At 37.5% G+C, this 16,403-nt stretch carries 13 protein-coding genes; 2 read left to right on the top strand and 11 right to left on the bottom strand.

Features of this window, described 5'->3' with window-relative positions:
• Positions 1-559: 559 nt before the first annotated feature.
• From helD to GS400_RS03750, 3 genes are all read right to left on the bottom strand, one after another.
• Positions 560-2,830, bottom strand: coding sequence for an RNA polymerase recycling motor HelD (gene helD / locus GS400_RS03760; RefSeq protein WP_160099139.1), 2,271 nt, complete (start codon positions 2,828-2,830; stop codon positions 560-562).
• Positions 2,831-3,041: 211 nt separating this feature from the next.
• On the bottom strand, positions 3,042-3,386 hold the full coding sequence (locus tag GS400_RS03755) for a hypothetical protein (protein WP_160099137.1): 345 nt from the start codon (positions 3,384-3,386) through the stop codon (positions 3,042-3,044).
• A gap of 133 nt (positions 3,387-3,519) precedes the next feature.
• Positions 3,520-4,584 (bottom strand): undecaprenyldiphospho-muramoylpentapeptide beta-N-acetylglucosaminyltransferase, encoded by a 1,065-nt coding sequence (locus tag GS400_RS03750; RefSeq protein WP_160099135.1) that lies wholly within the window; start codon positions 4,582-4,584, stop codon positions 3,520-3,522.
• Positions 4,585-4,701: 117 nt separating this feature from the next.
• Between GS400_RS03750 and GS400_RS03745 the strand changes: the two genes are divergently transcribed.
• Positions 4,702-6,042 (top strand): MATE family efflux transporter, encoded by a 1,341-nt coding sequence (locus GS400_RS03745; RefSeq protein WP_160099133.1) that lies wholly within the window; start codon positions 4,702-4,704, stop codon positions 6,040-6,042.
• A gap of 91 nt (positions 6,043-6,133) precedes the next feature.
• Here the strand turns inward: GS400_RS03745 and GS400_RS03740 are convergent, their stop codons facing one another.
• From GS400_RS03740 to safA, 3 genes are all read right to left on the bottom strand, one after another.
• Positions 6,134-7,561 carry an aldehyde dehydrogenase family protein gene (locus GS400_RS03740; RefSeq protein ID WP_160099131.1) on the bottom strand — a complete coding sequence of 476 codons (1,428 nt, stop codon included), beginning with the start codon at positions 7,559-7,561 and terminating at the stop codon, positions 6,134-6,136.
• A gap of 282 nt (positions 7,562-7,843) precedes the next feature.
• Positions 7,844-9,055, bottom strand: a complete 1,212-nt coding sequence (locus GS400_RS03735; protein ID WP_160099129.1) for a NupC/NupG family nucleoside CNT transporter — start codon at positions 9,053-9,055, stop codon at positions 7,844-7,846.
• Positions 9,056-9,361: 306 nt separating this feature from the next.
• Positions 9,362-9,982, bottom strand: coding sequence for a SafA/ExsA family spore coat assembly protein (safA, locus tag GS400_RS03730; RefSeq protein ID WP_160099127.1), 621 nt, complete (start codon positions 9,980-9,982; stop codon positions 9,362-9,364).
• A gap of 107 nt (positions 9,983-10,089) precedes the next feature.
• Here safA and GS400_RS03725 point away from each other — a divergent pair, with 107 nt between their 5' ends.
• Positions 10,090-10,227 carry a hypothetical protein gene (locus GS400_RS03725; RefSeq protein WP_160099125.1) on the top strand — a complete coding sequence of 46 codons (138 nt, stop codon included), beginning with the start codon at positions 10,090-10,092 and terminating at the stop codon, positions 10,225-10,227.
• Between the two features lie 140 nt (positions 10,228-10,367).
• On the opposite strand, the gene opp4C is transcribed toward GS400_RS03725, so the two are convergent.
• The 5 genes from opp4C to GS400_RS03700 are packed head-to-tail and all read right to left on the bottom strand — an operon-like array spanning position 10,368 to position 16,136.
• A complete protein-coding gene (opp4C, locus tag GS400_RS03720; protein ID WP_160099123.1) occupies positions 10,368-11,285 on the bottom strand; it encodes an oligopeptide ABC transporter permease in 918 nt (305 codons plus the stop codon).
• 11 nt (positions 11,286-11,296) lie between these two features.
• A complete protein-coding gene (gene opp4B, locus GS400_RS03715) occupies positions 11,297-12,262 on the bottom strand; it encodes an oligopeptide ABC transporter permease (protein ID WP_160099121.1) in 966 nt (321 codons plus the stop codon).
• 35 nt (positions 12,263-12,297) lie between these two features.
• Positions 12,298-14,076 (bottom strand): oligopeptide ABC transporter substrate-binding protein, encoded by a 1,779-nt coding sequence (gene opp4A, locus GS400_RS03710; RefSeq protein WP_160099119.1) that lies wholly within the window; start codon positions 14,074-14,076, stop codon positions 12,298-12,300.
• 36 nt (positions 14,077-14,112) lie between these two features.
• Positions 14,113-15,114: an ABC transporter ATP-binding protein gene (locus GS400_RS03705; protein ID WP_160099117.1), complete on the bottom strand. Its 1,002-nt coding sequence runs from the start codon at positions 15,112-15,114 to the stop codon at positions 14,113-14,115.
• Entirely contained in the window at positions 15,111-16,136 is a 1,026-nt protein-coding gene (locus tag GS400_RS03700) for an ABC transporter ATP-binding protein (RefSeq protein WP_160099115.1), read from the bottom strand. The genes GS400_RS03705 and GS400_RS03700 overlap by 4 nt, the downstream gene beginning before the upstream one ends.
• Positions 16,137-16,403: the final 267 nt, after the last annotated feature.

Genomic DNA, 16,403 nt, shown 5'->3' with positions numbered 1-16,403 from the left:
TCTATCGCCTCCAAAATGTCGTTGTCCTTTCTTGACAACAATTAATATTTTACAGAAAAATGTCTCTTAAACTCAAAACGCATAATGTGTCGCATTTCGTCATTTTTTATAATAAGTATAGCTAGAAGTTATATAAATCGCTTTCATATTGAAATTGACGGTTTTCCTCTATATTACTCTTTAATAGTCAGTATTTGGTTCATTATATTTTTGCATACTTGGGATTATATACACTATTCCCAAATCAGTTATTCATATAAACTAGTAATCATTCATATTCATGGAAATGGATAAGTTATTTTTATATATTAAAGAATAAAATTGAGATGGGCTTAAGCCTTCTCTTTACTGACTTGTCTCCGTAGTTCAATACTATATCTATACGTACCTACTTTTATATCATTGGTAGTACATCAACAATATCACCTTTACCCGTCTCAAGGGGGACACTTAAATTATTTCTTCTTAAGGCATACGATTTCACTAAAAAGTTGTAAGCACGGATGATATATCCACACTTACAACTTTTCTTATTTTATAGATTCTAAAGCTTTATCTTTCACTCTACAGTTTCTGGTTCAACTAAATTCAACAAAAATGTTGAAGGAGACTCTCCCCAAAAGAATAATCGGTGTAGGGGTCGTGTCATAGCGACATATAGCAACTTCATGTCAAGTTCATTTTGATTATAACCATCATCAAGCCCCACTAAAAATACACAATCAAATTCTAATCCTTTTGATAGATAAACTGGTAAAATAACGGCTTTGTCCTTTTCCATATCCTCGTGGTCATCTATCACTTGAATGTCTTGTGAGAAATGAGGCTCTAGCTCGTTGTATATGGTATGACATTCATTTAACGTTTTTCCTATGATAACAAATGATTTAAATCCTTCCTCTTTAAGTTGCGTGTACTGATGATGGAGGCGTTCTCCCCAATTTGTATCATCTTTTAATGTATGAAACGAAGGCTTTTCTCCACGCCTTACAACCGGCTCTGCTTGAGGAAGATCATCATCCATATAGGATAAAATTTGATTAGCCACACTCATAATATCGATCGTTGTTCGGTACGTTTTTTGGAGCGTTAAATAGTTTGGTGCTTTAAACACATGATCTATAAGAGATTGCCAATGCTTCAAACCTCGGTATCGATAAATCCCTTGTGCCAAGTCACCCACGATCGTAAATAGTTCGGTATTTAAACTTCTCTTTAGACTGACAAACTCCATATAAGAATAATCCTGTGCTTCATCAATGACGACCTTTTTCGCCTTGTAATCCTTCTCCACTCCATATAACACAGCCTGCAAGTATAGGAAGGTGGCTAAATCTTCAGCATCTACTTTCTTCTTACGAATTTGGTGCAAGGAGTGCTTGCGAATGAACTCCCTCTTACTTTCGCTAACTTCTTCAAAAGCATAATGAAACGTATCATCTTCCTGATATAACCGCTTAAAATAGTAATTAAGAGAACGATTCGGAAACTTTTTCATAAAAGTTCGGACACCTTTTTTGGATTCCGTCTCAATCTCATTCAACTTATATTCTTTTTGATCAAGTAAGAAACTAACTCGCCTTTTTCGTTTATCAGGATCTTTTATGCTATACATCGCTTTGTCCAATTCATCATCATATCGCTTTTGAATTTTATCTAACATGACTTTTTTCTTGCGGCGTATATCACTCATGAGGATTTGGCGTATTTTTTCTTTTCGCTTGTAAAAAGGAAGATAGGCATAGTCCTCTAAAAACATTTGTTTAACCCTTTTCCCATTTACAATACGAAAGCCAGCTACCATAAAGTCATCCTCAACAATAAACTCTTTCTTAATCTCATAGATATACCTATCTAAAATCCTTTCAAATTGAGGGGATCCTTTTAACTCAGCTATGTTTAGCACTTCTTGATTTTCTTGTGTTTCAAGCGCATTCATCAAGGTTTCATGCTGAGTCTGTACTTCAAACCCATGTTCCGTAACAAGCTGAACAAAGTCTACAAAAGTCGTTGAACGCGATTGATCAACACCTAACTCTGGTAGAATTTCTTTCATATAATCAATAAACAAGCGATTGGGTGCTAAAATCAGCATTTCATATGGGTGGAAAATGTCTTTTAAGGTGTACAAAAAATAAGATACTCGGTGTAAAGCAATCGTTGTTTTCCCGCTTCCTGCTGCACCTTGTACAATGATTGGCTTACGGAGATCAGCACGTATGACACGGTTTTGTTCTTCTTGAATCGTTGAAACAATTTCAGTTAAACGATGATCTGCGTTTTGGGATAATGAACTTTGAAGTAAGTCATCTTTCGTGGTGATATCGATATCCTGAAAGTCCAAAAGTTCTCCATCTTCTATGGAGTATTGGCGTTTAAGAGATACGGTTCCCTCATATGTTTCCCCATGAGCTTCATAGCTGACATCTCCCAAACGACCTTCATAATATACATTCGCTAACGGAGAACGCCAATCCAAAATGATCGGCTGCTGGGTTTCACGATCAAATAACGATACCTTTCCTATGTAAAAAATCTCTTCTTCTGCTTTTTCTTTACGTTGATAATTAATGCGGGCAAAATACGGTTTCTTCCGGAGTCTTTTGAGGTTCTTGAGTTGCTCTCGTGACATCTGCATAAAATTTGCATGGTTCAGCATATCCTGATACTTCAAACTACTATCTTTAAAATCGAGTGAAGCAACAGTGCTTTCCTGACGTTTCTTCAACGTCTCTTGGTCGGTTTCCTGAGCTGCGATGACAGAATCCATATACGCTTTTGTAAAACGTAAACGTTCCTCTTCTTCTAAATAATCGGGATGGTTTTTCATCGAGTCATTCTCCTTTCACTACTCTGTGATTGAATGACGAGTGATTCACCGCGCTCGTAAGCATGAGGTTTTTCAAAGCAACATTAATACATTACCATAATAGGATTTCAAATTAAAGGAAAAATATTCTGGATGTTTATGAGGATGTGTGGGGGACAATGTTGTGCGGAGCTCTGCCACTTTCGTGCGGAGCTCCCTAACAAAACTTCTTCTATCTTCCATCTTTGTGTACGGGAACCCTTAATTCATACATGAAAAACGATAAAATTCGTAAAATAAGTGGATATAATGCTAGAGCACCAAGTAAATTTCCGATCTCTTCAAATACGTCAGTTAAAGCCATCACACCGACAAATATCAGCAGAATGGCAAACGTAATATTCCCCATAGGGCCATTCATTGGTTTCCAAGATCGAACGGTTGCGATTGTCTCCTGTTCCACTTCTCCAAAACAGAGATAGTGATACGGTCTAATGCGTAGATAATTAGTTGCTGTAACAAGTTCGTCCCGTTTATTTATATCTTTATAGCAATAACGACAAAATACAGAACTCATATAACTCCCCCTTATTGTCTCACTTTATTATATAAAATTTTTTCATAAGCGTCGAATAGGCTTTCCTTTAAATAGAGTTAAAATAAAACGAGCTTGGCAGCCAAGCTCGTTTTATTCATATCAAGATGTATTCTCAGGCATTTTTAATAATTTCCATCACTTTTTCTTTAGCTCTCTCATTTTGATACTGTTCCATGTTTTCCAGGATTTGATCTTGTTCTTCTTGAAGCTGTTCAACTTCTTGTAAGAAACGATCCTCCTCTAGCTCTTCTTCCTCAACCATACGCGCAAACCCTTGTTTAACAAATGATTGGGCGTTCACAATCTGATCTCCTCTACTAGCATAGCGAGATAGCGGAATTAAAAGCATTGGTTTCTTTAATGCAAGAAATTCAAATATTGCATTAGATCCTGCACGAGAAACAACAAAATCTGTTATCGCAAATAAGTCGGTCAGTTCTTCATTTACATATTCAAACTGAGCATAGCCCTGTCTCTGAATATCTTCATCTTTATTCCCATGACCACACAGATGTACAATCTGAAACTTCTCTAATAGTTGATCAAGGTTCCCTCGAATTGATTCATTTATCTTTTTCGAACCAGAGCTTCCCCCCATAACAAGCATAACGGGCTTTTCCTTTGTAAATCCACATAGTGAATAGCCTTTTTGAGGATCACCCTCAAATAATTCATCACGGACTACAGCACCAACCCATTCAGCCTTCTGTTCAGGTAAATGCTCCATGGTTTCCGGAAATGTAGCTAATACCTTTTTCGCAAATGGGATGGCTAATTTATTGGCGAGACCTGGTGTGTAATCTGATTCATGAATCACTGCTGGAATACCGTTTAGCTTAGCGGCTGTTACAACAGGAACAGAGACGAATCCACCTTTCGAAAATACAACTTGAGGCTTTCGTTTTCTTAAAATGGATAAAGCTTGACCCGTTCCCTTTAACACTTTAAATGGATCCTTAAAGTTTTCCTTTGAAAAATAGCGTCGTAGCTTTCCTGTGGAGATAGAATAATATGTGACACCTTCCAAAGGTTCAATCAGCTTACGTTCAATGCCATCATAAGATCCTATATAGTCCACTTCCCATCCCTCTTTTTGAAACATCGGGATGAGCGCTAGGTTAACGATCACATGCCCTGCAGTGCCGCCTCCTGTAAATAAAATACGTTTCGATGTCATATTCAGTCGTCCTTTCTTCAGCAAGTAGGAAGTCAGTTATTTTAAGCGCTTTTCTACAATATATGCTATAATCCCTCTTATCGTATTAGAAAACACACAGAAAAGGAAGGGAGAAATATGTACAAAACAGATTCACTACAACAAAAAATGAAATTGTTTCTCCTCATCCTATTTCCTATTCTAATTACTCAATTAGGTATGTATGCCATGAACTTTTTTGATACGGTTATGTCTGGTAAAGCCGGCGCCAAAGACCTAGCTGGAGTTGCTATTGGCTCAAGTCTTTGGGTTCCCATTTTCACAGGAGTGAACGGCATTCTGATGGCTCTTTCTCCTATCGTAGCACAATTAACCGGTGCAGATAAAAAAGAAGATGTTCCCCATGCTGTTCAACAAGGCTTGTATCTCTCCATTGCCATGGCTATTGTCGTTATAATTATTGGGTACTTCTTGCTAGATCCAGTTTTAGCCATGATGGACCTGGAACAAGACGTACGATCTATTTCCAAATTTTACTTAGTCGCTTTGAGTACAGGAATTATTCCATTATTCATCTTTAACTTACTGCGATGTTTCATTGATGCATTGGGCCATACAAGGATGACGATGATTATTATTTTGTTGTCTCTACCTATTAATATTGTGTCCAATTATGCATTTATATTTGGAAAATTAGGCATGCCCGCTTTAGGTGGAGTTGGAGCAGGTGTTGCTTCTTCAATTACGTATTGGATATCCTGTTTGATCATCGTTTGGGTTACATGGAGAGTACGCCCATTTTCAAGTTACTCCATCTTCACTCAAATGAATAAACCCTCTTTCAAAACCTGGTGGGATCAACTGAAAATTGGTGTCCCGATTGGTTTTGCTATATTTTTTGAAGTAAGTATCTTTGCAGCTGTTACTTTATTTATGAGTGCTTATGACACAGCTACCATTGCAGCCCACCAAGCAGCTATAAATTTTGCTTCGTTTCTATATATGATTCCATTAAGTATATCAATGGCCCTGACAATCGCAGTGGGTTTTGAAGCTGGTGGTAATCGTGAAAAAGATTCACGGCAATACAGTTTTATGGGAATCATCATAGCCGTTGGGATGGCTATATTAAGCGGAATTGCCATCTATGCTTTTGATGACCCTGTAGCCCGTATGTATAGTGATCAAACTTTCGTGATTGAAATGACAAAGCACTTCTTATTTTATGCAATTTTCTTCCAGTTAGCGGACGCTTTCGGCGCTCCACTACAAGGAGCTTTACGTGGATATAAAGACGTAAACATTACCTTGGTTATGGCGTTTATTTCTTATTGGATCATCGGTTTACCAAGTGGGTATTTGTTTGCGAACTTTACCTCTTTTGGTCCTGCTGGATATTGGATGGGGCTCATAATCGGACTAAGTGCCGGAGCCATAACATTGTTATTTCGACTGCTCTCGATTCAAAAACAAAAATAATTGTCGCAACGTTTATTCTCTCGCTATTTCCTTGGAAATATTGTAGAAAATTGAAATATTAAAAGGTCAGCCAAAGGCTGACCTTTTATTTTTAGTTTTGTAGATTCATAACGATCAATCGCTCTTCAGTCATTTCATCAATGGAATACTTTGGACCTTCTTTGCCCCAACCGCTGTTTTTCACGCCACCATATGGCATAAGGTCAACACGGTATTGAGAAGCATCATTAATCATGAAGCCTCCTACTTCAACTTTTCGTGCTGCTTTAAAGGCTTTATCCACATTCTTAGTAAAAATACCGCCTTGTAATCCATACTCAGAGTTATTAACTTCATTTAAGCATTCATCGAAATCAGAGAAGGACATTAGTGTCACAACCGGAGCAAAGAGCTCTTCACAAACTACCTTCATATTATGGTCTGTGTTTGCTAAAACAGTTGGTTCAAACAATGCTCCATCTCTCTGTCCCCCAAGAAGTACTTCAGCACCTTGACCTTTGGCTTCTTGGATCCATTCTTCAACACGTTCTGCCTCATCTTCACTAATCATTGGCCCTACATCCGTTTTATCATCAAATGGATCACCAACATGCAAGTCATTAATTGCATCAAGAAGTTTTTCTCTAAATTCTTTCATAACTTTATCGTGCACATAGATGCGTTGCACTGAAATACACACCTGGCCAGCATATGCAAAGCTCTTTTGTGCTAGTGTCTTGGCAGCCAAGTCTATGTCTGCTTCTTCATCTACAATGACAGGAGAGTTATTTCCTAGTTCTAAAATCAACTTATTTAAGCCGGTATTTTGTTTTAACTTCAGTCCTACTTCGGCACTACCTGTAAAAGTGTATAAGTTGATTCGTTTATCTTTCATCATTTGATTACCCACTGTTGAACCAGAACCTACAACAACATTTAAGAACCCAGCTGGGAGACCCGCTTCTTCAAACAATTCTGCTAACTTTAATGAAGAAATTGGCGTTGCACTTGCAGGTTTAAGTACAACCGTATTTCCTGCAGCGATGGCTGGAGCAATTTTGTGCGCAACAAGGTTTACTGGGAAATTAAAAGGACTTATCGCTCCTACAACTCCAACAGGAACCTTTAATGTGAAAGCCATACGGTTTTCAGATCCAGGAGCTGCCTCTACAGGAACACCTTCCCCATGAATGCGCTTTGCTTCTTCAGCTGCTAATTCAAACGTTTGTGTAGCACGATCAATCTCTGTTCTTGCTTGTTTAATTGGTTTACCCGCTTCACTTGTAATATTTTGAGCAAGCTCTTCTTTTCTTACCTGAAGTAGCTCACTTACTTTATTTAAAATCTTGTAGCGTTCATATGGTGATAATTCTGTGTGTTTATAAGCATGATGAGCACTGTGGATCGCTTCCTCTACATCTTGTTCACCTGCTTTAGATACTTCAGCATATACTTCCCCTGTATATTTGTTTTTCACGTCTGCTTTATCCTGGGTTTCTACCCATTTTCCATTAATGAATAAGCCATATTGATCTGGCATTGTTCCTCCACCCCTTTTTTGTATTGATCTCTTAGGTTAAATTTCCAAATAAATGTTTGATTAAACCTGATGCAATAATCTTAGAGGTCAGATAAAGAAAACTTGCCGATTGGCAAGCCTTTAAAGGCGTAGACAGAGGCTTAGTTGCACTTATACTTCATTCTTTCAAAATTTTCACTACGCCGATTCACTTCTGTGCTAAAATTTCAAGCTTTCTTAAGGTGAAATAAAAAAACTGGAATAAACAAGTATATGTTTATTCCAGTTCTATTATCCAATATTTTATAGGAATAAGCCAGCAATAGTGGCTGAAAGAATTGACCCAAGTGTTGCACCGATAAGCAACTTAAGACCAAACTTCGAAACTGTTGCACCTTTTTTACTGTCGATACCTTGAACTGTACCAGCAATAATACCGATGGAAGAGAAGTTTGCAAAGCTTGTTAAGAATACGGATACAATACCAACTGTTTTATCAGATAGAGCACCATCTGCAATCATTGGTGAAAGCTGTAGCATTGCAACGAATTCGTTCGTAACAATCTTTGTACCCATTAGACTTCCTGCTTGAATTAGCTCTCCAGAAGGAATACCCATTAGGAACGCAATTGGTGCTAGGATATAACCCAGAATCTGTTGTAATGTTACACCTGCAAAAATCATTGAAATCACTGAGTTAACAAGCTCTAGTGATGCGATGAATGCAACAAGCATAGCAGCTACAATAAGAGCAATTTTACCACCATCTAGGGCACCATTACCCATAGCTTCGAAAAAGCTTTTTGCATTCGATACTTCTTTAATATCTACAACATCTTCTTCCTTAGGAACTTTAACCGGAGCAATAATGGAAGCCAAGATTAATGCAGAGAACATGTTTAGCGGTAATGCCACTAATACAAATTGTTCAGGAATCATCTGCATGTAAGCCCCTACAATCGAAGCCGAAACAGAACCCATTGCAGAAGCGCTTACAATGTAAAGACGGTTCTCACTTAAGTGGTGGAACTGAGATTTAATAGCTAATAATGCTTCGGATTGTCCAAAGAAAATACTGTTAACCGCGTTAAAGGATTCAACCTTTGGTAAACCTGTAATCCAAGAAAGAAAGGCACCAATATATTTAATAATTGTAGGAAGAATCTTTAAATAAGTTAGAACAGATAAAATCGTAGCAAAGAAAATAATTAATAAAAGCACATCGAAAAAGAAAATGTTTGATGGTTCACCATTATCCATTGGAACACGAGCAACGCCCCCAAGAATAAAGTTAACACCCTCTTTACCGTATTTAATTAGAGCATCAAAAATACCAGAAATAAATGTTACGATAATATTTCCGATTTTAGTATTAAACATGAACCATGTTGTCACAAGTTGCAGAGCAATCATGATTCCAATTGCTACATAATTAATGTTTTTTCTATCGTTGGACATTAAAAATGCAATACCAAGAACAACTGCAATAGCAAGCAAACCAAGAAGAATTCCCATGATGAGCCAGCCTCCCCTTTCGTTAATGTATATTTTAAAAGTGTGTAATTAAGGAGTTATGAAAATGCTTTCATTCCTACCTTCCGAAGAAGATTGTATCAAGTTGTCGGACGTCTAGCAAATGCAAACATTTCCAGAAACCTTAAAAAACATGTTTAACCCCTTTGCTGTCGGGGAATTTGAGGTTTTTCAAATTATTTTTGCCTCTTCTTAGACTATCCACATCAGTGATTTTCATGTGTGTTTTAGAAAGTTTATATAATTAAAAAAAGCCAGCTCATTCTAAGCTGACTTTTCATATTACTTTTATTTTCTTATAAACATTTGTGTCCAATAGTGACCGTAACTTCCACCTTTTGCATAGCCTACTCCAATATAAGTAAGTTCACGATCTAGAATGTTCTTACGATGACCTGAACTGTTCATCCATGCATTAACAACTGCTCTTGCAGATGTTTGGCCAGCAGCGATATTCTCAGCAGCTTTCGTGTATTGCACATTGAACGACTTCATCATTTGAAATGGTGAACCATATGTCGGTGAGTTGTGAGAGAAATATCCTTTATCTCTCATATCAGCAGATTTATATCTAGCCACACGAGAAAGTTGCCAATCTGCTTTTAGAGCAGGAAGACCTTGTTTAGCACGTTCTTGGTTTGTTAACTCAATAACTTGTTGTTCAATCGACTTAATATTTGGCTTTAGTGGAATGGTAACTTGATCACCAGGATAAATTAAGTCAGGATTTTCAAATTGAGGGTTAGCATTAATAATCTCGGAAAGTCCGATTTGATACTTCTTAGAGATCTTCCAAAGCGTATCCCCACTTTTGACTGTGTACGTATCTGATTGTGCATGTGTAACATTTGGCAACATGAACACGAAAAACAAGCCTACCAAAAATAAAGGCACTAACAGCTTCTTCATGTAAAATCGCTCCTTCTTATAAGTAATCAAGAGTAGTTTGCCTAATTTTTCTTGTATTACTCATAAAAGTTTGAAGAACTGTTCATTTCCTATTTTAGCAGTTTCTGATGAAAGCGGATGAACACCTTGCCTTCATTGATAGGAAGTTAGAAGAATTTAAACATCAGACAACAACAGTGGAACAAGTTTCAATCATGGAAGAAATTGAGGCATACATACGCGATCATCATTTAGTCATTTTTTAATATCATCCACTGAAAAAAGAGCGGTTGATCCCATGATTCGGGATATTCACTTTCAATCATTTTGATATGTGGATTCCTTAGTCTTATAACTCAACAGAAAAAAGCAGCGGATATGTAATCCACTGCTTTTTCATATCTTTTTATCGGAATGATTTAGGATTTAAGGCTTCCTTAATTCCCTCTCCAATAAAGTTAATGGACAATATTGTCATGATGAGAATGAGTGCTGGTGGCACCCATACCCATGGCATGTTTTGTAGAACGTTAGGTTGTTGGGAAGCTGACAGCATATTCCCCCAACTTGGTACTTCTTGTGGAACACCAAACCCTAAGTAACTTAATCCAGATTCAGCTACGATCATTCCTGCGAATAAAATAGTAGCCTGCACAATGACGGTTGTTAACACGTTTGGAAGAAGGTGTTTCATAATAATTTTAGATGGTTTACATCCAATCGAAATGGCTGCCAGGATATACTCATTTTCCTTCTCAGCTAAAATCTTACTTCTTACCAGACGAGCAACACCGCCCCAACCAAGAATACTTAAGACACCAATTAAAACCCATAAGCCCGAAACGATTCCAAACAAGATAGCATTCAGTACAATTACGAATACTAGAAAAGGGAAGTTTAGCATGAAATCAGTAAAACGCATGAGTAGATTATCTACTGTACCACCAAAATACCCTGCAATGGAACCAACTAAAGTTCCTATAAACAATATAATGGTTGTACAAGAAATTCCAACAAATAACGAAACACGTCCGCCATAGAGCAACCTTGTAAATACATCTCGTCCACTAGTATCCGTTCCTAACCAATGTTCAGTGGAAGGAGCTAAGGACATTTGCCCAATATTCACCAAAGTGACATCAGCAGTTGTTATGAAAGGGGCTAGAAAAGATAATATGCTTACTATTATCAAGTAAACTAAACTTATCATCGCCAGTTTATTTCGCATGAATTTACGACGGGCCATTGCCCAAGGAGATAAGCTCTTGGGTGGCTTAGTTGTCGGTGACTGGGTTTGTGTGTCTTTTTTATGAACGACCTCCATAGCCACTCCTCCTAATCTACTCGTATTCTAGGATCAACAATTCCATACAACAGATCGGCTAAAAGATTACCAACCAAAACTAAGAAAGAGAACATTACAAATAATGTCATCAAGGTTGGATAATCCTGTGAGCTAACCGACGTTAAGAATAATTGTCCAAGCCCAGGGTACGTAAATATTGCTTCTGTGATTAAAGCACCGTTTACAATTTGTACAATGTCAAAACCTAAGAATGTCACAATCGGAATAATTGAGTTTCTTAAAATGTGACTATTATAGATCTTAGATTCAGCAGTTCCTTTTGCACGTGCTGTTCGAACATAATCTTTTTGACTATTGTCAATGATGTCATTCCGTAAAAATTGTGTATATGTCGCTGTTCCTAAAGCACCAAGAATTAATGAAGGCATTAATGCATGGTAAAAACGACTAAGCCAAAAATCTAATGTACCCTCATCTACAGAAATATCAACTGATCCACTGAACGGCACCCATCCTAACTTAAACGAGAAGAAATAAATGGCGAAAACACCAGCTATGTAGGAAGGGAGTGCTAATAGAAAGTAATTAAATCCTCCAATAAGATGGTCCATTCTGGTATGTGGGTGTCTACCTGCATAGATCCCCATAGTAAAGGCAAATATGTAGGTGAAAACCATTGCCATGACACCTAACATCACCGTATTCGGTAATCGTTGTAATATTAGATCCTTAACCGGGATTTTATATTTAGTAGACTTTCCAAAGTCTCCTTGGACAAAATTAGAAACCCATCGGAAATACTGCACATGAATTGGGTCATTGTAGCCGAGTTTTTCTCGCATTTCCTCAATATATTCAGGGTCAGTATTATTCGGATCGATTTCCCCACTGAAGGAATCTCCTGGCATAGCTAATGCCAGGAAAAACGCAACAATGGAAATAAGGAGTAACATCGGAATCATGCCTAATATTCTACGAAGTGCATACTTTAACATGAAACATTCCCCTTATCTGTAAGCATTTCTAAGTGTTATTGTTTGATAAACCATTCGTTCGGGTTGTTGCTTCCAGAAACATCATACTCTACGCCACCTACGCGCTTATTTACACCTTGAGTCTCTTGAAGCTCCGCGATGAATAACATAGGAAGTTCTTTGTTAACAATTTGTTGCCATTCAGAGTAAAGCTTTTTACGCTTAGCAGCATCAGTACCTACAACTTCAATGTCAATAGCATCTTCCAGAAGCTTATCGCTTTCTTCATTTACCCAACGAGGGAAGTTCCACATCATATCAGATTTCCATAGAGCGGATGGATCTGGATCAGCACCTGTACTCCAGCCACCATAGAATACTTCAATGTCATCACTGTCTTTTTCGATCTTGTCATAGTAAAGAGAAGCTTCAACCATTTGCAATTCTGTTTGCAGTCCTACTTGGTTCCAGTACTGTGTAAGGGCTTTTGCACGAGATTCAAAGGTTGGGTTACTAGTTGCATAGTGAGAGAATTTAACTACGAACTCCTCACCATTTGGATCTTCACGGAAACCATCACCATTTGTATCAACGTATCCAGCTTCATCAAGAAGATTTTTCGCTTTTTCAGGATCATATGGGTAATCTTTTAATTCACTCTCGTCAGCAGAAATCCAGTGTGAAGATGGAACTGGACCATTAACTTTAGAACCATAACCTTGGAAGAATGCTTCAATCCACTCTTCACGGTTAATTGCGTGATACATTGCCTGACGAAGTTTTAAGTTCGCATATTTTTCTTTTTCTTCAACAACTTTTTTCTGTTCGTTATCAAATACTCCTAGCTTGAAACCAACATAGTAGTAAGAAAGACCAGGATACGTTACAAGATCTACATTATCCATTTCTTCAACTTGTTTGCCCAGTGTAGGGTGAACAGGTACCATATCAACATCACCATTTTGTAAAGCACCTACAACGGTTTTGTTATCAATAACCTTAACGATGATTTTGTCCAGATTTGGAGCACCTTTCCAATAATCTTCGTTTGCGATAAATTCATAGCTCTCACCAGGTACAACTTTACCCATTTTGAAAGGTCCAGTACCAATTGGCTTCGTACGTGTGAATTCATGACCCATCATATCTTTAACAGGAATACCTTCCCAACGCTTCTTGTTCATTGGGTAGCTCCATACATTTACAAGGTTGTTAACACGAGCCTTATCAAATGTAACCTTTACTTCATAATCATTAACCTTTTCAATACCAGAGATAGAGTCTGCCTCACCATCGTGGAAAGCTTGAGCACCCTCAATAGTTTTTACGTTCGCATAACGTGGACCTTCGTAGTCTGCATGTGCTAGTGTTTCTAGTGCAAAGATCCAGTCATCTACTGTTAGCTCATCACCATTATGCCATTTAACGCCTTCTTCAAATTTGAATGTGAAGGTTTTGTTATCTTCAGTTTCCCAACTAGCTAGGTTAGGTTCAGCTTTAAGGTTTTCGTTAAAAGTATACAAACCATCTACCATAAAGCCCATGATATCAGCGTCTGTAGCTGTACCATAGAAAGCCATGTTTAAGATTCCTTCTGGCTCTGAATCAATAGCGTAAGTTAGAGTACCGCCTTGTGCTGGTTCATCACTTGCTTGGTCATCTGACCCGTCACTACCTGAATCACTTGAATCATCTGAATCCGAACCACCATCGTCTGATGTCTTTTCACCATCATCTGGTGTTTCACCTTCAGTTTTCTCTGAGTTACAAGCTGCTAGAAACAAAGACAACATTAACACCATGGCCATTAGCCATAAAAAACTTTTGTTCTTCATGAAATAATTTCCCCCTGTTCATTTTTAAAGTAATGATTAATCGTAAAGAATACATGCGACGTGCTGACCCGGTTTCACCTCCTTTAATTGAGGTTTAATGCTTGAGCATTTATCCATCGCCTTAGGACACCTTGTATGGAATGGACACCCTGAAGGTGGATTCTCTGGACTAGGTACATCCCCCTGGAGAACGATACGCTCTTGTTTTTGGCCGAAGTTCGAAGGATCTGGAACTGCTGAGATTAGTGCTTGTGTATATGGATGTAATGGATCTTTATAAATAGAGTGTTTATCCGCTACCTCAACGACATTTCCTAAGTACATAACTCCAATTCGATCACTCATGTGTTTAACAACACTAAGGTCGTGAGCAATAAATAAATAGGTTAAATCGAATTCATCTTGCAATTCATTTAATAGATTTAAGACCTGAGACTGTACAGATACATCTAATGCAGAAACAGGTTCATCAGCTATGATCAGTTTCGGCCTTAAAGCTAATGCTCGCGCAATTCCGATCCGTTGACGTTGACCCCCAGAAAACTCATGCGCGTATTTAAAGTAGGCATCCTCAGGTAAACCAACTTTATTTAGGAGCTCCATTACTTCTTCTTTCATTTCTTCTTCTTTTTTATTTTTGTAATAGTTTTTAATTGGCTCGCTTACGATGTTTCCTACCATTTGCATTGGATTTAGTGAAGCATAAGGGTCCTGAAACACCATCTGGATATCTTTTCGAATATCTCTAAGTTTTTTTCCATTCACATTTGTAATGTCTTGATCATCAAATATGACAGAACCCCCTGATGGGTTTAACAAACGTAGGATGGAACGTCCTGTGGTAGACTTCCCACAGCCTGATTCTCCTACTAGACCGAGTGTTTCTCCTTTTTTAATATCAAAAGTGACACCGTCTACAGCTTTTACATTTCCAATGGTTCTTCTAAAGAATCCACCTTTAACAGGAAAGTGCATTTTTAAATCTTTAACTTCTAATAAATTTTCAGTTTTAACACTCTTATTTTCGGTTACACTCATCCTAACACCCCTTCTTTAGGGTGGCTTGTTTCGTAAAGTAAACAAGCAACTTCATGTCCCTGTTCATTTTCTTCTAATTGCGGTGTGATTTCCGTACATTCTGGCATCGCTTTTGGACAGCGATTAGCGAAACGACATCCTACTTGTGGCATTTTTGTTAGAGAAGGTACGATCCCTTTAATGGTTTCAAGCTTCTCTGTATCTTCTTCTAATTTAGGAATCGACCCCATCATTAGCTTCGTATATGGATGCTTTGGCTTTGTAAAAAGACTCTCTACATCTGTTTTTTCAACAATTTTCCCAGCATACATCACAATGACTTCATCACATGACTCAGCTACAACACCTAAATCATGCGTAATAAGTACAATACCCATATCATTTTTCGTCTGAATATCTTTTAATAATTCAAGAATTTGAGCTTGGACGGTTACATCCAAAGCTGTAGTTGGCTCGTCAGCGATTAACAACTTAGGCTGACAAGCAATAGCCATGGCAATCATAACTCGTTGTCTCATACCACCTGACAGTTGGTGTGGATACTCATCTACAATTTTAGCTGCTCTTGGAATACCGACAGCTGATAAAAGTTGAACTGATTTATTTCTTGCTTCTTTCTTACTTAGTTTAAAGTGATTGTGGAGCACTTCTTCAATCTGGTATCCAATCGTAAATACTGGATTTAAAGAAGTCATAGGCTCTTGGAAAATCATTGCCATATCTTTTCCACGTATCTGATTCATTTGCTTTTCATTAAATGATTGAATTTCTTCTCCATCAAAAAGAACCTCACCATTCCGGATCTTTCCTATTCCTTTTGGAAGAAGCTGCATGACTGATAAAGACATTACACTCTTTCCACAGCCTGACTCTCCAACAATTCCAACTACTTTCCCACGATCTACAGTAAAAGATACTCCATCAACGGCATTATAGTCTTTGCCTTCGATATTAAAAGATGTCTCTAATCCCTTTACCTCTAGCAAAGGTGCCTTTGCCTTTGATTGCTCTGATTTACTCATAGAACACCTCTGAATCGTTTATTATTGTTAATCTTAGTAATCTTGGTAATTTTCAAAAAACTTTATATTTTTTATTATGTTAAACCATTTTTTTGAATTAAGTCAATCCTTTCTTAACATTTTTTTGTAAAAAAACCTCTTTTTTTAAAATATATGTAACCTTTTCGTAATATTTGATATCTTTTTGAAAAGAATCTAGTAGTAGATTCACTAGAAGAACATTGTATTGAGGAGGATTTTTTAAATAGATAGAGTAATTATTATATA

It is taken from the genome of Pontibacillus sp. HMF3514 (assembly GCF_009858175.1).
Lineage (GTDB): Bacteria > Bacillota > Bacilli > Bacillales > BH030062 > Pontibacillus.
Note: the sequence above shows the minus strand (reverse complement) of the source record. Positions and strands in the feature narration are given on the sequence as shown.